This is a genomic window from Tsukamurella conjunctivitidis, assembly GCF_007858475.1.
In the GTDB taxonomy this organism is placed as follows: Bacteria; Actinomycetota; Actinomycetes; order Mycobacteriales; family Mycobacteriaceae; genus Tsukamurella; species Tsukamurella conjunctivitidis.
This window is the reverse complement of sequence record NZ_VIGX01000001.1, coordinates 146,242-162,580: the sequence shown is the minus strand read 5'-3', so window position 1 is coordinate 162,580 and position 16,339 is coordinate 146,242. Positions and strand designations below refer to the sequence as shown.

The 16,339-nt window shown below is 70.2% G+C and carries 15 protein-coding genes, 1 tRNA gene and 1 pseudogene; 13 read left to right on the top strand and 4 right to left on the bottom strand.

Annotation, left to right across the window (positions count from 1 at the left end):
• Window positions 1-14 precede the first annotated feature (14 nt).
• From FK530_RS26955 to FK530_RS00745, 6 genes and pseudogenes are all read left to right on the top strand, one after another.
• Window positions 15-1,115: pseudogene (locus tag FK530_RS26955) on the top strand (acyl-CoA dehydrogenase family protein); the annotation flags it as partial.
• Between the two features lie 24 nt (window positions 1,116-1,139).
• The gene (locus tag FK530_RS26950) at window positions 1,140-2,342 is read left to right on the top strand and encodes an acyl-CoA dehydrogenase family protein (RefSeq protein ID WP_316250482.1); all 1,203 of its coding nucleotides are present in this window, start codon (window positions 1,140-1,142) and stop codon (window positions 2,340-2,342) included.
• Window positions 2,339-3,340: a bifunctional MaoC family dehydratase N-terminal/OB-fold nucleic acid binding domain-containing protein gene (locus FK530_RS00760; RefSeq protein ID WP_146485079.1), complete on the top strand. Its 1,002-nt coding sequence runs from the start codon at window positions 2,339-2,341 to the stop codon at window positions 3,338-3,340. The genes FK530_RS26950 and FK530_RS00760 overlap by 4 nt, the downstream gene beginning before the upstream one ends.
• Window positions 3,337-3,753, top strand: a complete 417-nt coding sequence (locus tag FK530_RS00755; protein ID WP_146485078.1) for a MaoC/PaaZ C-terminal domain-containing protein — start codon at window positions 3,337-3,339, stop codon at window positions 3,751-3,753. Before FK530_RS00760 ends, FK530_RS00755 begins: the two co-directional genes overlap by 4 nt.
• Complete coding sequence (locus FK530_RS00750) at window positions 3,750-4,922, top strand: lipid-transfer protein (RefSeq protein WP_146485077.1); 1,173 nt, start codon at window positions 3,750-3,752, stop codon at window positions 4,920-4,922. Before FK530_RS00755 ends, FK530_RS00750 begins: the two co-directional genes overlap by 4 nt.
• A gap of 3 nt (window positions 4,923-4,925) precedes the next feature.
• A complete protein-coding gene (locus tag FK530_RS00745; RefSeq protein WP_146485076.1) occupies window positions 4,926-5,552 on the top strand; it encodes a PaaI family thioesterase in 627 nt (208 codons plus the stop codon).
• A 62-nt stretch (window positions 5,553-5,614) separates the two neighbouring features.
• On the opposite strand, the gene FK530_RS00740 is transcribed toward FK530_RS00745, so the two are convergent.
• A complete protein-coding gene (locus FK530_RS00740) occupies window positions 5,615-6,304 on the bottom strand; it encodes a hypothetical protein (RefSeq protein ID WP_146485075.1) in 690 nt (229 codons plus the stop codon).
• Between the two features lie 156 nt (window positions 6,305-6,460).
• Complete coding sequence (locus FK530_RS00735) at window positions 6,461-6,943, bottom strand: SgcJ/EcaC family oxidoreductase (RefSeq protein WP_146485074.1); 483 nt, start codon at window positions 6,941-6,943, stop codon at window positions 6,461-6,463.
• Between the two features lie 274 nt (window positions 6,944-7,217).
• On the opposite strand from FK530_RS00735, the gene FK530_RS00730 reads away from it, so the two are divergent.
• From FK530_RS00730 to FK530_RS00710, 5 genes are all read left to right on the top strand, one after another.
• A complete protein-coding gene (locus FK530_RS00730) occupies window positions 7,218-8,138 on the top strand; it encodes an SPFH domain-containing protein (RefSeq protein WP_146485073.1) in 921 nt (306 codons plus the stop codon).
• On the top strand, window positions 8,138-8,392 hold the full coding sequence (locus tag FK530_RS00725) for a type II toxin-antitoxin system antitoxin (protein ID WP_146485072.1): 255 nt from the start codon (window positions 8,138-8,140) through the stop codon (window positions 8,390-8,392). The genes FK530_RS00730 and FK530_RS00725 overlap by 1 nt, the downstream gene beginning before the upstream one ends.
• 86 nt (window positions 8,393-8,478) lie before the next feature.
• Window positions 8,479-9,471, top strand: a complete 993-nt coding sequence (locus FK530_RS00720) for an ABC transporter substrate-binding protein (RefSeq protein ID WP_146485071.1) — start codon at window positions 8,479-8,481, stop codon at window positions 9,469-9,471.
• Between the two features lie 134 nt (window positions 9,472-9,605).
• Window positions 9,606-10,106, top strand: coding sequence for a DinB family protein (locus tag FK530_RS00715; protein WP_146485070.1), 501 nt, complete (start codon window positions 9,606-9,608; stop codon window positions 10,104-10,106).
• A gap of 70 nt (window positions 10,107-10,176) precedes the next feature.
• A tRNA-Thr gene (locus FK530_RS00710) sits at window positions 10,177-10,249 on the top strand.
• Window positions 10,250-10,299: 50 nt separating this feature from the next.
• Here FK530_RS00710 and FK530_RS00705 read toward each other — a convergent pair.
• Together FK530_RS00705 and FK530_RS00700 are read right to left on the bottom strand one after the other, a co-directional pair.
• Complete coding sequence (locus FK530_RS00705) at window positions 10,300-12,621, bottom strand: molybdopterin-dependent oxidoreductase (protein ID WP_158644996.1); 2,322 nt, start codon at window positions 12,619-12,621, stop codon at window positions 10,300-10,302.
• Between the two features lie 99 nt (window positions 12,622-12,720).
• Window positions 12,721-14,163, bottom strand: a complete 1,443-nt coding sequence (locus FK530_RS00700) for an MFS transporter (protein WP_158644995.1) — start codon at window positions 14,161-14,163, stop codon at window positions 12,721-12,723.
• A gap of 349 nt (window positions 14,164-14,512) precedes the next feature.
• On the opposite strand from FK530_RS00700, the gene FK530_RS00695 reads away from it, so the two are divergent.
• Together FK530_RS00695 and FK530_RS00690 are read left to right on the top strand one after the other, a co-directional pair.
• A complete protein-coding gene (locus FK530_RS00695) occupies window positions 14,513-15,082 on the top strand; it encodes a TetR/AcrR family transcriptional regulator (protein ID WP_146485067.1) in 570 nt (189 codons plus the stop codon).
• 51 nt (window positions 15,083-15,133) lie between these two features.
• The gene (locus tag FK530_RS00690; RefSeq protein ID WP_146485066.1) at window positions 15,134-16,333 is read left to right on the top strand and encodes a cytochrome P450; all 1,200 of its coding nucleotides are present in this window, start codon (window positions 15,134-15,136) and stop codon (window positions 16,331-16,333) included.
• Window positions 16,334-16,339: the final 6 nt, after the last annotated feature.

Below are 16,339 nucleotides of genomic sequence, written 5' to 3'. Positions count from 1 at the left end.
TATCGAGATCAGGAGTGCGCGTGGACTTCCGTCCGGACGAGAACCAGGTGGCCGTCGCCGGCCTCGCGGCCGACGTGCTGGGGCACGCCGCCGCGCGCGAGACCGGAGGCGCCGACACCGGAAGCGGGGACGGCTGGCGCACGACGTGGGCGGACCTCGCTCGGGCCGATCTGCTGGGCCTTGCGGCCCCGGAGAGTCTCGGCGGCGCCGGGCTCGGCGCCGAGGAGGTGGCCGCGGTGCTCACCGAGGCCGGCCGCCTCGCGATCGCGGCACCGGTGCTGTCCGGCCTCGCGCTGGGCATCCTGCCCGTCGCGGCGCACGGCACCGACGAGCAGCGCGCGCAGCTCCTGCCCGCAGCCCTGACCGGCGAGGAACTCATCGTGGGCGCGCTCGGCGAGGCGGGGGCAGCGGTCCCCGTCGTCCCAGGGACCCGCGCCGTGCGGACCGCGAGCGGCTGGGCGCTGACCGGCCGGAAGGTCGCCGTCGGCTACGCGCAGCACGCCACGCACCTGCTCGTGAGCGCCACCACCGACACCGGCGCCGGGAGCGCAGCGAGCGGGCCGGGTGTTGACGGCGCCGCCGTCTTCGTGGTGCCCGCCGACGCCCCCGGCGTCACCGTGACGCCGAGCCCCACGTCCGCCGGGACGCCGGAGGGCACCGTCGACCTGGCCGGCGTCGAGGTGCCGGCCGAGGCCGCGCTCGGTGATTCGACCGACGGGACCGTCGCTCAGGCCGTACGGGAGTGCGGCCTGGCCGGTGCCGCGGCCGTGGCCGACGGTGCGCTCGCCGGCGCCCTGGCGCTCACCGTCGACCACCTGCGCAAACGTGAGCAGTTCGGCCGGCCGCTGGGCGCTTTCCAGGCCGTCGCCCAGCAGATCGCCGACGTCTACATCGCCTCCCGGACCCTGCACCTCGCCGCCGTCTCCGCCGCGTGGCGGGTGAGCACCGGCTCCCCCGCCGACGAGGCCACGGCACTGGCGGCGCACTGGCTGGCGGCGGAGGCACCGTCGGCCGTGCGGACCTGCCACCACCTGCACGGCGGCATCGGCGTGGACGCGACCTACCCGCTGCACCGGTTCTACTCGACGATCAAGGACCTGACGCGGTTCGTGGGCGGCGTCCCGCAGACGGTGCGGGCGCTGGCGGCCGCGCACCGGGACGACGCGGTCGGGGCCGACGAGTCCGGCCGGTTCCTCGCGCTGACCAGCGCGCAGCGGGCGCTGCAGGCCGAGCTGCGCGACTACTTCTCCACGCTGATGACACCCGAGGAGCGGGCCGAGATGCTCGTCCAACGGCACGGCGAGGCCTTCCGGAACGTCGTGCGGCGCATGGGCATCGACGACCGGCTCGGCGTCGGGTGGCCGATCGAATACGGCGGCAAGGGCTTCGGGCCGATCGAGCAGTACCTGTTCGCCAACGAGGCGTCCCGCGCCGACGTGCAGCTGCCGTCGGTCACGCTGCAGACCGTGGGGCCGACACTGCAGGCCTTCGGCACCGAGGAGCAGAAGGCGAAGTTCCTCCCGAAGATCCTGTCGGGCGAGGTGCATTTCGCGATCGGCTACACCGAACCCGAAGCCGGCACCGATCTCGCCTCGTTGCGCACCACCGCGGTCCGCGACGGCGACCACTACGTGGTGAACGGCCAGAAAATCTTCACCACCGGCGGACACGACGCCGACTACGTGTGGATCGCGGTACGCACCGATCCCGATGCGCCCAAGCACAAGGGCATCTCGATCCTCATCCTGGACACCAGCGATCCGGGGTACAGCTGGACGCCGATCATCACCGCGGACGGCGCGCACCACGTGAACGCGACGTATTACAACGACGTCCGCGTCCCGGTGGAGATGCTCGTCGGCGCCGAGAACGAGGGCTGGAAGCTGATCACCACGCAGCTCAACCACGAGCGGGTCATGCTCGGCCCGTCGGGCCGGATCGGCGCGCTGTACGACCGGGTGGACGCGTGGGCCCACGAGCAGGAACTGCTCGGCGAGCCCGACGTCGCGGAGGCACTGGCCCGCGTCCGCGCGGCGGAGCTCATCAACGAGCTGCTCAACTGGCAGGTCGCCGCCGCCGAGGCCGGCGGCCCCGTCGACGTGGCGGACGCCTCCGCCACGAAGGTCTTCGGCTCCGACCGGATCCAGGGCCTGACCGCACTGCTCGAGGAGACCGTCGGCACGCACGGCGACCCGGCCGAGCCCGCCACCGCGGAGCTGTTGCACTGGCTCGACGTGCAGGCCAAGCGCCACCTGGTGCTCACCTTCGGCGGCGGCGTCAACGAGATCCAGCGCGAATTGATCGCCCTCATGGGCCTGCAGCTCCCGCGGGTGCCCCGATGACCGCCCAGGACACGACGGCGGCGGACACGACCGCGGCCGTCCTCGCCGCCGCGGAACGGATCCGGGCCCTCGGCGATTCCGCGCCGCGCGCCGGCCGGGACCCGGTGAACCAGCCGATGATCAACAACTGGACCGAGGCGATCGGCGACACCAACCCGCTGTACTCGGATCCGGAGTTCGCGGCGGCGTCGGTGTTCGGCGGGCCGGTGGCGCCGCCCGCGATGGCGCAGGTGTGGTCGATGCGCGGGCTGCACGGGGAGCGCGCCGGCGACGACCCGCTGGGTCTCATGACGGAGGCCCTCGACGAGCTCGGCTTCACCTCGGTCGTCGCCACCAACTCCGATCAGACCTACCACCGGCACGTCCGGCCCGGCGAGGAGATCACGGCATCGTCGCGCCTGGAGGACGTGGTGGGCCCCAAGAAGACCGGACTCGGCGAGGGCTGGTTCTTCACCACCCGCACGCTCTGGCGCGTGGGCGACGAGGTGGTCGCCGAGATGGTCTTCCGCATCCTCAAGTTCCGGCCGCCCGCGGCCGAGCCGCCCACGCAGGGTGCCGCGCCCACCGAAGGGCCCAGCGGCAGGATCGTGGACGCCTCCGCCTACGCGGGCGGCGTTCTGCGCCCCGTGATCTCCCGCGACACCGCCTTCTACTGGGAGGGCGCGAAGGCCGGCGAGCTGCGCATCCAGCGCTGGGGCGAGACGCTCCGCCACCCGCCCGGGCCGATGGACCCCGGCGGCGATCTGGCGCTCACCCCGGACTACGTGGTCTCCCCCGGCACCGGAAGGGTCTTCAGCTTCGTGGTGCACCACCACCCGAAGGTCCCCGGCAAGCGGCTCCCCTTCGTCGTGGCGCTCGTGGAGCTCGACGAGGGCGTCCGCGTCCTCGGCGAGCTCATCGACGTCGACCCCGCCGAGGTCGAGATCGGCATGCCGGTCCGGAGTGTCTTCCTCCGCGTCGACGACGACCTGACCCTGCCCGCCTGGGAGGCACGATGACCTATCCCGCAACACTCACCGCCGCCGCGGTCACCGTCGGAACGGAGCTGCCGCCCATGACGATCCACGCCACCACGACCTTCGTGGCGACCACGGCCATCGCCACCCGCGACTTCCAGGACGTGCACCACGACCGGGACGCGGCGCACTCCCGCGGCAGCAAGGACATCTTCGTCAACATCCTCACCGACAACGGCCTGGTCCAGAAGTACGTGACCGACTGGGCGGGCCCGGAGGCCTTCGTGCGGACCATCTCCATCCGGCTCGGCGCGCCCTGCTACGCCGGTGACACCCTGCACTTCTCGGGCACGGTCACGGGAGTCGACGGTGCCGCCGTGACGATCGCGGTGACCGCGAAGGACAGTCTGGGCGATCACATCTCGGGTACGGCGACCGTGGTGCTGCCGGCATGAGCGGGCTGAGCGGCAGGGCCGCGATCGCCGGCATCGGGGCCACCGAGTTCTCCAAGGATTCGGGACGCAGCGAGCTGCGCCTGGCGGTGGAGTGCGTGCGCGCGGCACTCGACGACGCCGGACTCACGCCGCAGGACGTCGACGGCCTGGTGACCTTCACGATGGATACCAACTCGGAGATCGCGGTTGCACGGGAGCTGCAGATACCCGAGCTGAAGTTCTTCAGCCGCATCAACTTCGGCGGCGGCGCCGCGGCGGCCACGGTGCAGCAGGCCGCGATGGCCGTGGCGACCGGCGTCACCGACGTGGTCGTCGCCTATCGTGCCTTCAACGAGCGCTCCGGACACCGCTTCGGGCAGGTCTCGGGCGCGGCGGCGCAGCAGGTGAACACCAACGGCATCGACAACGCCTTCCACTACCCCGCCGGCATCGCCACGCCGGCCGCCACCGTCGCGATGGCGGCCCGCCGGTACATGCACGATTTCGGCGCCACGAGCGAGGATTTCGGCCGCGTCGCCGTCATCGACCGCGCGCGGGCCGCGACGAATCCGCAGGCGTGGTTCTTCGGTAAGCCGATCACGCTGGAGGAGCACCAGGCGTCGCGGTACGTCGCCGAACCGCTGCACCTGCTGGACTGCTGCCAGGAGTCGGACGGAGGCGTGGCCCTGGTGATCACGAGCGCCGAGCGCGCACGCGACCTGCAGCGGACGCCGGCCGTGATCGCCGCCGCCGCGCAGGGCAGCGGTCCCGATCAGTACGTGATGACCAGCTACTACCGCGACGGCCTCACCGGCCTGCCCGAGATGGGCGTCGTCGGCGGGCAGCTGTGGGCGCAGGCGGGCATGGCACCGTCGGACATGGACCTGGCGGTGCTCTACGACCACTTCACCCCCTACGTGCTCATGCAGCTCGAGGAGCTCGGCTTCTGCGGGCGGGGCGAGGCGCCGTCGTTCCTGGCGTCCGGGGCCTGCGAGCTCGACGGGGCCCTGCCCCTGAATCCGCACGGTGGACAGCTGGGCGAGGCGTACATCCACGGCATGAACGGCATCGCCGAGGCCGTGCGCCAACTGCGCGGCACGGCGGCCAACCAGGTCACGGGCGCGGAGCGCGCCGTGGTCACCGCCGGGACCGGGGTTCCGACCAGCGGTTTGGTGCTGAGTAAGGTCTGAGGAATGAGCGAGCCGGATTCGGACAAGGTGGACCTGCGGAGCGAGATCCCGCGCTTTCGGCCGGCCACACCCCCGCCCTCGTTCGGTGAGTTCGTCGAGAACATGCGTCGGCTGCTGGACCTCGCCGTGTGCGTCGACGCCACCGACGAGGTGTACGCGCAGGCGCGGGACCGCGCCGCCGACCTGGTGGATCTGCTGGCGCCCTATGCGGCGCGCGAGGGCAAGGGGCCGGCGAACCGCAGCATGGACCTGCCCGGCCGTGGCAGCCTGCTGATGCCGCCCTTCCACGTCGAGAAGTTCGACGAGGAGTCCGTCGTCGCGCGGGGCGTGCTGCGGCGGTACCACCTCGGTGGCGGCGGGGTTGCGCACGGCGGCGTGCTGCCCCTCATCTTCGACGACAACTTCGGCAACGTGGTCTACGCGGCCAAGCGGCCGATCAGCCGGACCGCCTACCTGCACGTCAACTACCGCAAGGTGACGCCGCTCGACGTGCCCCTGATCATCGAGGGCAAGGTCGATCGCGTCGACGGCCGCAAGACCTTCATCACCGCCCGCCTCACCGAGGAGGACGGCACGCTGCTCGCCGACGGCGAGGGCCTCATGGTGCAGTTGCTCCCCGGCCAGCCCTGATCGCCGCCGCGGAGACGACGGAACGGCGCCGCCCGTGAGCCGCGCCGTTCCGCGTGGAGCAGCTATTTGCCGGACAGCGCGGCGTCCATGCCCCGCACGTCGCTGATCTTCCAGTCCTGCTTGGTGTCGATCGTGAGCGTGTAGGTCGCGGTCGACGGGATGCCCTCCGGGCGCTGCGTGCTCTTGGTGATCATGTTCACGAAGACGTTGAGCGTGATCAGGCCGTCCTTGTTGGACGCGACGATGGTCCCCAGGGGTGTGGCCGTGGACTGCCACTGGAGCGGCACGACGACCTGCTCGAACTGCGTGGAGGCCTCGCGGAGCTGGTTCGCGAGCTCGTCCGTGGTGCCGGCCGTGAGCGCGGTGCGCCACGCCGCCAGGTTCTGGTAGTCGATGGTGGCGGCACCGATCGCGTACTTCTTGGCGATGTCCTCCGCGCGCGCGTTCGTCTCCTGGGTCTCCGTGACAGCGGCGAGCTGATCGCGCGCATCGTCACGGTCGGAGGCCGCCGACTGCCACAGGAAACCGAAGGCCGTTGCGGCGACGGCGAGGAGCACGACGACCGCGGAGAGCCCCAGCATGAGCGGCGTGACGACGATGCCGCGCGGCGCCGCCTCGTCCTGGGCCCGCGCCGCGGGGGCCTTCGCGGCCTTGGCCGCGGGCTTCGGCTTCTCGGTGATCTTCTGTGTGGTCTCCTGGTCGTCGGTGACCTGGTCGACCGTCTCGTCGACCTCGGGCTCGGTTACCGCCATGGTGCTACCCCTCTCCCGCAGCGCCGTCGGAAAAGCCCAGGCAGGACAACTCGACGCTCACGGTCTCGTGGGCAGAACTGTAACACGTTCCATTTTTGCGGGAGGCGGGTTCGCGCACGAAAACCGAACCGGGCGCCCCGCGGCGTCGAGCGAAGGCTACCCGGCGCGCTTGTGCTGCGTCGCCGGATCGTCGAAGACCGCCGTGGACTGCGCGGCGGCGATGCGCCAGGCGCCGTCGTCCTTGGACAGGACGTACAGCGGGGCGGCGTCCGGGGCGGCGGGGTGCGGCGCACCGTCGAGCCCGAGCGGCCGCACCCGGACGCTGACCGCGGCCACGTCCGGACGGATGAACAGGACCCGCTCGACGACGTAGTCGGCGGCGCCCCGCGCCATCGAGCCGTGCACCGTGCGCGCGAGGAAGGCGTCGATCGCGGCCCGGCCGTGCAGGCGGCGGCCGTGCGCCGTAGTCCACACCGCGTCGTCGCGGAACAGGGAGCGCACGCGCGGGACGCTGCCCGCGCGCTGCGCCTCGAGCACCTCGGCGACGAAGTCGACGATCGCCGCGGCGTCCGCGGGTGCACCGTCGCCGAGGATGTCCGGAAGGTCGCGGGAGGGCTCCCGCGAGAGGTCGTCAGCCATGCCTCCAGGCTCGCCTATCAACCCCGGTTGAGGTCAAGCCTTCGGTTCAGCGCGATTCGATCGGAAGGCCGTCGGCGCGCCGGTAGTACAGCTCATTGACCAGGCGCATCAGCAGCAGAACGCCCGTCACGATCAGCAGGAAGGTCATGGTTCGAACGCTATGGCCGGCCGGCCTCCTCCGGAAGAGCTGTTGACGGGACCCTGACGCGTCCTTGACATCGCGAAAGAAAAACTGATATCACTTAGATAAGTGATATCAGAATAAGGAGGGGTGATGACAGGCATCGTTCAACCCGAGGACACCCAGGTGGCCATCACGGAGCGAGCGGCGTGGCACGCCGGGGCCGGGGCCGCGGTGGGCGCGTTCTTCGGCTTCCTCGCGCTCGTGGCCGGGGCCGTGGGCCTCGTCGTGGTCTCGATCTCGGCGCAGGCGCCGGTACTCATCGTCATCAGCGTGCTGCTCGGCATCGCGGCGCTCCTGCTCATCAGCATGGTCGTGGTCGTCGCGCCCGGACACACCCTCGTGGTGCAACTCTTCGGCCGGTATGTCGGCACGGTGCGGACCCAGGGCCTGGGACTCGTGCTGCCGCTCACCACCCGGCAGCGGGTCTCGGTGCGCGTGCACAACTTCGAGACCGCCGAGCTCAAGGTCAACGACTCGACCGGCAACCCGGTGAACATCGCGTCGATCATCGTCTGGCAGGTCGCCGACACCGCGCGGGCGACGTTCGCGGTGGAGGACTACGAGGAGTTCATCGTCTCCCAGGCGGAATCCGCACTCCGCCACGTGACCACCAGCCACCCCTACGACGCCGACGACGCCGTCGCCGGCGCGACGTCGCTGCGCGGATCGACCGATCAGGTGGCCGCGGAGCTCGCCGAACAGGTCGCCGCCCGCGTGGAGCTGGCAGGCCTGGAGATCCTCGAGGCCCGCATCTCGTCGCTGGCCTACGCTCCGGAGATCGCCCAGGCGATGCTGCAGCGACAGCAGGCGTCCGCGCTGCTCGCGGCGCGCGAGAAGATCGTCGAGGGCGCGGTGGGCATCGTGGAGAACGCGCTCACGCGGCTGGAGGACAACGGCACCGTCGAACTCGACGACGATCGTCGCGCGGCGATGGTCTCGAACCTGCTCGTGGTGCTGTGCTCCGACAGCCGGACCACGCCCGTCGTGAACACGGGGAGCCTGTACAGCTAGTGGGCTCGACCGACTCCTCCGAGCGCCCCGGCGCGGGCGACCGACCGGAGCGGGGCCGCAAAGCGGTCCCGCTCCGGATCGATCCCTCCGTCTACCAGGCGCTCGCCAAATGGGCCGCGGACGATCTGCGCAGCGTCAACGCGCAGATCGAGTTCCTGCTGCGCCGGGCGCTCGACGACGCGGGCCGGATGCCGCAGAAGGCACGGCCGATGCGGGGCCCAGGACGGCCTCCTGCAAACCCTGACCAGCGCTAATCACTGTTGGCTCCGACGGTAAGGCCAGCGTAACCTTCCCTTGCGATCCCCGCGGTGCCCGCGGGGAGGAAGGAAACCCGGAACCCATGAAGCTCTCCCTCGCGCGCGTGACGCTCGCCGCGCTCACGATCGGCGCGCTCACGGCGTGCGGCAGCGGCGCACCGTCGGACACGACGACCAGCAGCAGCGCCGCCGGCGGCGCGTTCCCGCGGACCGTCGAGCACGCGATGGGCAGCACGACCATCCCGAGCCGGCCGCAGCGCGTCGCCGCGCTGGACGCCTCCTTCACCGACGCGACCCTGATGCTCGACACCAAGGTGGTCGCGTTCACCGAGTACAACACCCTGGGCAGCAAGCTCCCGGACTACCTCGGGGCGTCCGCGACGAACTACGGCGCCGAGGCTGTCAGTGTGGGCAAGCTGGCGGCGCCGTCTCTGGAGAAGATCATCGCGACCAAGCCCGACCTCATCGTGAGCGCCAAGGTGCGGCACGCCAAGGAGTACCAGCAGCTCACCGGCATCGCGCCGACGGTCTTCAGCGAGACCACCGGCCCGACGTGGAAGGACAACATCCGACTGCTGGCGAAGGCCCTCGGCAAGGAGACCCTGGCCGAGCAGCGCCTCGGCGAGTACGAGGCGCAGGCGCGGGCCGTGGGTGCCGCGGTCAAGGCGAAGGCCGGTCCCGACACCACCATCTCCGTCGTCCGCTTCCTCGACGGCCCCACGCGCCTGTACGCGAAGAAGTCCTTCTCGGGCATCGTGCTGCAGGACGCAGGCCTCGCGCGGCCCGCCTCGCAGAACATCGACGAGTTCATGACCGAGATCAGCGCCGAGCGCATCCCCGAGGCCGACGGCACGAAGATCTTCGTGACCACCAACGGTGACAAGGGCGTTGACTCGCTCAACACGTACCGGCAGAACCCGCTGTGGGCGCCGCTCGAGCCCCGGACAGTGGAGGTCAAGGACGCCGAGTGGATGAGCGCCGTGAGCGTGCAGGGCGCGTACCACATCCTCGCGGACATCGCGAAGGCCTTCGACGTGCCCGGTCCCGTGATCCCCGCGTGGATCTCGGGGAAGTAGCCCCCGCTGTCGGGCGGGCATCCCCCCGCCACCCCATGACATCGTGACCGCCCGCGACAGACCGACTTCGGTCCTGCGCGGGCGGTCGTGGTTTCGGGGCCGACTCGGCCCGGGCTGGCGATAGTCTCCCCGGCATGGCACAGCCCACCATCGAGCCGTGCACGCTCGACGCACCGATACGAGAACAGTTCGAGGTCTTCCTCGACGAGCACCGCGCCAGGCTCGCCGCGACGCTCGACGGGCTCACCGAAGAGGAGGCGCGGGCGTCGCTCGTCCCGTCGCGCACCACCTTGCTGGGCCTGGTCAAACACGGTGCGTTCGTCGAAAAGGTATGGTTCGACTGCGCACTCACGGGCCGGACGCGCGCCCAGATCGGCATCCCGGAGACGCCCGACGAGTCGTTCGTCCTCGTCGATGCCGACGACATCGCGTCGGTGCGCGCCACCTACGCCGAAGTGTGCGCCGCATCGCGCCGGACGACCGCGGATCTCTCCCTCGACGACGTCCTCCCCGCACACCGCCTCGGCCCCCTACCGCTGCGCTGGGCGTACCTGCACGTCCTGCGCGAGCTGGCGCAGCACCTCGGGCACGCGGAGATCCTGCGGGAGCAAGTACTGGCGAGGCGCCCCAGCTGAGCGGGGCATTTGGTGGTCGCTGGGGTGGTCAGTACACTTGGTCCTCGGTCACGCGTTCGCGCGGGGCCACGCTGCCTTAGCTCAGTCGGTAGAGCGCTTCACTCGTAATGAAAAGGTCGCGAGTTCGATTCTCGCAGGCAGCTCCGCCAAGGCCGGGTCAGAGACTCCTCTGACCCGGCCTTCGTCGTACCCGCTATAGGGACCGCCGCGTCGCGGGCGGCTCGTACGCCCTGCTCGGCGGCGCCTGCGGATACGCGGCGATGCGGACGAGGCAGGTCTGCGCCGAACTGCCCTGGGCGAGTTCCGACGTCCCGACGTCGAGCGTCAGTACGTTCGGATTGCCCTGCAGGTCCATCGAGCCCGGCTCACCGGGCTGCTCGGGGTCGTACCAGCCGCCCGTAGCCATGACGGCCACCCGGGGCAGGATACCGTCGGTGGTCCGTACGGCGGCGAGGCACGCCCCGCGCTCATTGCTGACCTTCACCACGTCACCGTCGGCGAGGCCCAGCCTGCGGGCGTCGTCGGCGTGCATCGTGATGGGCTCGCGCCCACCGACCTTGGTCGCCCGGCTCGCCGGCGCGAAGTCCACCTGACTGTGCAAACGCCCCTTGGGCTGATGGCTGAGCAGATGGAAGAGCCCCTCGTCCGATCGCGCCTCGGCGCTGCCGAGCCACTCGTCCGGCTCCCGCCAGACCGCGTGACCCGGGCAGTCGTCGTACCCGAATCCGGCGACGGTGTCGGAGAAGATCTCGATCCGCCCCGAGGGCGTGTCCAGCGGATGGGCCGCCGGATCCTCGCGGAGCTCGGCGAAGACGTTGCGCCCCGCCACGAGTGGGACTTCGACGCCGTCTTCGAGCGCCACGAACTCGTCGTAGCTCGGAAGGTCCACACCCCGGCCGGCGAGGCGCGACGTGGTCTCGGCGAAGAGCCTGCGGACCCACCCGTCCGCATTGAGCCCCTCGGTGAACCGGTCGGCGAAGCCGCGGCGTTCGGCGATCTGGGCGAACGCCTGGAAGTCGGTCGGAACCCCGTCGGGTGGGTCCTGGATACGTCGCATCGGGAGCAGCGTCGTATCGCGGCTACCGCCCGCGATGTCCTCCCGTTCGAGGGGCGTCGCCACCGGGATCACGATGTCGGCGTGGCGTGCGACGGGCGTCCACCACGAGTCGTGCACGACGACGGTCTCGGGACCGTTCCAGGCCCGCAGCAGCTTGTTGATGTCCTGCTGATGATGGAAGGGGTTGCCGCCCGCCCAGTAGACGAGACGGATGTCGGGATAGGTGAGGAGTTCGCCGTCGTACCGAAAGCTCTCTCCGGGGTTCAGCAGCATGTCGGAGATCCGGGCGACCGGGATGAAGGCGCGCACCGGGTTCCCGCCCTGCGGCAGGCTCGCGACGCCCATCGATCCGCGATGCAGTCCCAGGCCGTTGGTCATGCTGAGTCCGGCCGCGAAACCGCCACCGGGCCGGCCCATCGAGCCCGTCATCGCGGCCAGGGTGGCGCCCGCCCAGTAGGGCTGCTCGCCGTGCTGGGCGCGCTGGATCGACCACGTCAGCGATACGACCGTGCGCTGCCGGGCGCTCGCCTCGGCGAGTTCACGGGTGGTGGCCGCCGGCACTCCCGAGATCTCCGCCGCCCACTCCGGGGTCTTCGGCACCCCGTCCAGGTCGCCGAGGACGTAGGCGCGGAATCGCTCGTAGCCGGTGCAGCACCGCTCGAGGAAGTCCCGGTCCTCGAGCCCCTCCGACGCCAGGTGATGGGCCATCGCGAGCATCACCGCGGTGTCCGTTCCGGGCCGGATCGGAATCCATTCCGCGCGGAGCTCCGGGGCGAGGTCGGCACGCATCGGGCTGATCAGGACGAACCTCACCCCCGCCTCGGCGCAGGCGCGCTGCGCCTCAGCGGCGCCGTTGCGGCGCATACCGCCCTGATTCACGTGCGTGTTCTTGAGTGGCGCGCCACCGAAACCGAGGAACAGCTCACCGCGTTCGGCGATCTCGGACCACTGCGGGCTCCAGTCGAACATCCCCATCCCCGGGCCGCCGATGACCCGGGGCAGGACGACTTCCTGTGCCCCGACGCTGTAGCTGTTGCGCGACGAGACGTAGCCCCCGTCCATGTTCAGGAATCGATGGATCTGGCTCTGCGCGTGGTGGAACCGCCCTGCGCTGCCCCAACCGTAGGAGCCTCCGAAGATCGCCTCGTCACCGTGGTCGGTACGGATCCGGCCGAGTTCGCCGGCGATGAGGTCGTACGCCTCGCTCCACTCGATCTCGACCATCGGCTCACCGCCGCGACGGTTGTCCCGGGACCGCGGACCGCGTTCGAGCCAGCCCTCCCGCACGTGGGGCCGGGTGATCCGGAGCGGGTGATCTAGCGTCTCATGCAGGCCCGTGGCGAGCGGCTCCCCGAACGGATTGTCCGAGGGCGCAGCGGTGGATCGCGCACGTCCGTCGTGAACGGTGAAGTCGAATGTGCCCCAGTGCGTGGTGGTGCGGCGGATCTCAGTGGACACGGTGACCTCCTGCTCGCGAGGCGTCGGGGGACAGCGGGTACACAACCCCATAGTGGCACCGTTCCCGTCGATCGACCATCATGAGCGGTACTCCCCGAATCACCCCCGCCCCCGTTCGGCCTCGACCTGCTCGAGGGATCGATTGGCGGTCTTGGGCCCGAAGGCGACGACGACCAGCGCCGAGACGATGTAGGCGGCCGCGGCGACGGTGAACACGCCCTCACGATCCCAGCCGAAGACGCCCTTCGGAGCCGGGTAGTACAGGGCGGTGTACAGGATCCCCGTCACCATGGCACCCAGGCGACCGACCCCGAAGATGACCCCGGAGCCGAACCCTCGCGCCTCGGTGGGCACGACCTCCGGGATGTACGCGTAGTACGCCGAGAAGACCACGCCGGACAGTACGAAGCCGACCGTCGCCCCCACGTTGTAGAGCGGGATGCCGCCGTAGGCCGTGGCGAGGATGGCGACGGCACCGGTCACCGACCCCAGCAGGATCACCGTCTTCCGCTCGAACCGGCTGATCAGGAAGTAGGTGAGGACCGGCGTCACCACGTACACACTGGACCAGATCAGATACGACAGGTAGGAGCTGTCGAGGGCGGCGGCCTTGTCCCGCCCCTCGGCGAGGTACATCGAGTACAGCACGGTGACGATGAAGTTGTGGTGCAGGTAGAGCCCCAGAGTCGCTCCGAACCAACCGAATCCGACCACGGCGACGATCTTCAGCAGCCCCTTGTCCGACATCAGTCGACGGAGGGTCATCTTCGCCTCGCGCGCCTCGCCGGCGACGTCGAAGGGAGCGAGCGGCCTGCCGCTCGCGAGTGCCTCGGCCTCCAGGCGCTCGACCAGGCGCTCGGCCTCGTCGGTCCGGCCGTTGGCGATCAACCACCGCGGCGATTCCGGCATCAGCAGCCGGATCGCGGGGACCACCAGCAGGCCGGCGGCGCCGACGAGCGCGAGGATCCGCCACGCCCCCGGCGCGTTCGCGGGCAGGATGAACACCGACAGCGCCGCCAGGAACGGCGCGGTGATGGTGAACGAGATGGTCGAGACCGCGACGAATCTGCCGCGCTTGGCGGACGGGAAGAGCTCGGCCATGTAGGTCACGAGCACCGAGGTCACCGCCTGCACGCCGATGCCCGTGATGAACCGCGAGACCAGCAGGTATTCGTAGTGCGGCAGGGCAGCGGTCATCAACGACGCACACGAGTACAGGACGGTTCCCCAGACGAGGACCGGGCGCCTGCCGTAGCGGTCGGCGAGGCGGCCGCCGACGATGGCGCCGACGATCATGCCCGCGTAGAAGATCGAGAGCACGTTGCCGACCGTCTCCGGCGCGACCCGGGTCTGCGGATCGCGCGGGAGCTCGGTAGCGAGCGGGATGTTCAGGCCGTTGTCGTAGTACTCGATCATCATGTTGATCGCGATGAGCGTGATCCACACGATGTGCGAACGGACGATGGGGAGACGGTCCATCCGGGCCAGGATCTCGAGACCCCGACCGGTGTCGGACTGCGCCGACGCAAGGGAATTGGGCATGACTGAACTCACTTCAGAGGAGCGAAAGGAGGGCGGCCGGGCGACGACGCGGGCCATGAGGCGAAGAACGCCGGCGGGCTGCGGCCGGAGAGGGGGAGCGGAGGTCAGCGTTCGGTCACGTGTGCGAGGACGCGGATCCCGACGAGGAGGCACTCCCTTCGTTCGTGTCGATGTGACGCGGGCCACGTTAGCGAAGCCGAATGATTTGCGCAACGATTGTTATGAAAAATAGCAGAACCTTTTGAACTGCATAAATGCGACAAAAGTGGCCGCGGCGTACTCGCGCGGTGCGCGCGGGCGTCGCCTTCTCCCGGGGGACGCCGCAGCAGATGGACTATCGTCTGGACGCATGTCCAGCTCGACGGACCTCCCCCGCAGGCGGTTGTCCCCCGCCCAGGCCGACACGGTGGCGAAGCTGTGCGCAGCGGTGCCCGCAGCGCTCGCCGAGCACGGCGTCGACGGGTTCACCGTGCGCCTCGCGGCGCGGGCCGCGGGTGTTTCGCCGGCGACGGCGTACACGTACTTCTCGTCGAAGAATCACCTGATCGCGGAGGTCTTCGCGCGACGGGTCGAGGCAGAACTGATCGAGCCGGATCCGAGTGCACCCCCGCGGGAGCGCCTGCTGCAGGTGCTCGACAGCCTCCTCGAACTGGTGCTGATCGACCCCCAGTTCGCGACCGCGGTGAACGCGGCGCTCCTCGGATACGAGGCCGATGCGCAGGCCGTGCGACTCCGGGTCGGCCTGCTCCTGCGCGCCCGGCTGACGGAGGCCCTGGGGCGCGACGCACCGTCGGGCCTGGTGGAGTCCGTCGAGCTCGCGTACTCCGGTGTGCTCGTGCAGGCCGGGATGGGGTATCGCGACGTGGACGCCTCGAAGGCGGCGTTGACCCGTGCCGTCGACCTGATGATGTCGCGCTGACGAACGAGAACGTGTTCCCTTCCGAATGATTCTGGACTACTGTCTGGACACATGTCCAATCCGGTTCTCGACCCGTACTCCTACGCCTTCCACGACGACCCGTACCCGGTCTTCGAGCGGCTACGCGCGGAACAGCCCGTGCACTACAACCCGGAGCGCGACTTCTGGGCGCTGTCCCGGTACGACGACGTGCGCGCCGCGTTCCGCGACACCGAACGCCTCTCCAGCGCATGGGGCGTCACGCTGGAACCCGCGGCGTACTCGCCCGACGCCGAGTACGCGATGAGCTTCCTCGCGATGGACGACCCACGACACCTGCGGATCCGACGGCTGGTCGCGAAGGCGTTCACCCCGAAACGCGTAGCCGCCCTTCGACCGTGGATCGAGGAGCGGGTGCGCGAACACTGGGCGGCGTGCCTCGACCGCACCGAGTTCGACTTCGTCGCCGACTTCGCCGCACTCGTGCCGATGGAGGTGATCTCCGAGATGATGGGCGTCCCCACGGCCGACCGGGGCGAACTGCGCCGCCTCGGTGATGTGCTGATCCACCGCGAGGACGGCGTCTTCGATGTGCCGCAGCCGGCCGCCGAGGCCTTCTTCGGCCTGTACCAGTACTACCTCGACCTCGTGACCGAACGGCGCGCCCGCCCCGCCGACGACCTGATCTCCGCGTTGACCACGGCGCAGTTCGCCGGCGACGACGGACCGGAAACACTCACGGACGCCGAGATCGTCGGCATCCTGATCCTCATGATCGTCGCCGGGAACGAGACGACCACCAAGCTGCTCGGCAACGCGATGTACTGGGGCGCGCGATATCCCGATGAGGTAGCGAAGCCCTTCGGCGCGCCGTCGGCCGTGGCGGACTGGTCGGCGGAGACCCTGCGCTATGACACGTCGACGCAGGTGCTGCTGCGCCGCGCGGCCGTCGACGTGGAGTTCCGGGGAACCGTGATCCCCCAAGGGGATCGGGTGCTGCTCCTGGTCGCGTCCGCGAATCGCGACGCGGGCGTCTTCGACGACGCCGCGGCGTACCGGATCGGCCGCGACACCTCGGCGTCGCTGAGTTTCGGCTTCGGCAGCCACTTCTGCCTCGGCTCGCACCTCGCGAAGCTCGAGGCCGACGTCGCGCTGGGCGAGGTCGTCGCGAGCGTCCGCGATTACGAGGTGGACTTCGAGAACGTCGAGCGGGTGCACTCGCTCAACGTGCGCGGGCTGTCGTCGCTACCTATCCGCGTCGCACGACGGTGAGGGCTC

What these genes read in the sequence shown, in the direction of transcription:
- FK530_RS00720 (WP_146485071.1), top strand. Translation starts at nt 8,479, where the DNA reads ATGAAGCTCTCCCTCGCGCGCGTGACGCTCGCCGCGCTCACGATCGGC.
- FK530_RS00730 (WP_146485073.1), top strand. Translation starts at nt 7,218, where the DNA reads ATGACAGGCATCGTTCAACCCGAGGACACCCAGGTGGCCATCACGGAG.
- FK530_RS00760 (WP_146485079.1), top strand. Translation starts at nt 2,339, where the DNA reads ATGACCGCCCAGGACACGACGGCGGCGGACACGACCGCGGCCGTCCTC.
- FK530_RS00690 (WP_146485066.1), top strand. Translation starts at nt 15,134, where the DNA reads ATGTCCAATCCGGTTCTCGACCCGTACTCCTACGCCTTCCACGACGAC.
- FK530_RS00745 (WP_146485076.1), top strand. Translation starts at nt 4,926, where the DNA reads ATGAGCGAGCCGGATTCGGACAAGGTGGACCTGCGGAGCGAGATCCCG.
- FK530_RS00735 (WP_146485074.1), bottom strand. Translation starts at nt 6,943, where the DNA reads ATGGCTGACGACCTCTCGCGGGAGCCCTCCCGCGACCTTCCGGACATC.
- FK530_RS00700 (WP_158644995.1), bottom strand. Translation starts at nt 14,163, where the DNA reads ATGCCCAATTCCCTTGCGTCGGCGCAGTCCGACACCGGTCGGGGTCTC.
- FK530_RS00740 (WP_146485075.1), bottom strand. Translation starts at nt 6,304, where the DNA reads ATGGCGGTAACCGAGCCCGAGGTCGACGAGACGGTCGACCAGGTCACC.
- FK530_RS00750 (WP_146485077.1), top strand. Translation starts at nt 3,750, where the DNA reads ATGAGCGGGCTGAGCGGCAGGGCCGCGATCGCCGGCATCGGGGCCACC.
- FK530_RS00755 (WP_146485078.1), top strand. Translation starts at nt 3,337, where the DNA reads ATGACCTATCCCGCAACACTCACCGCCGCCGCGGTCACCGTCGGAACG.
- FK530_RS00715 (WP_146485070.1), top strand. Translation starts at nt 9,606, where the DNA reads ATGGCACAGCCCACCATCGAGCCGTGCACGCTCGACGCACCGATACGA.
- FK530_RS00695 (WP_146485067.1), top strand. Translation starts at nt 14,513, where the DNA reads ATGTCCAGCTCGACGGACCTCCCCCGCAGGCGGTTGTCCCCCGCCCAG.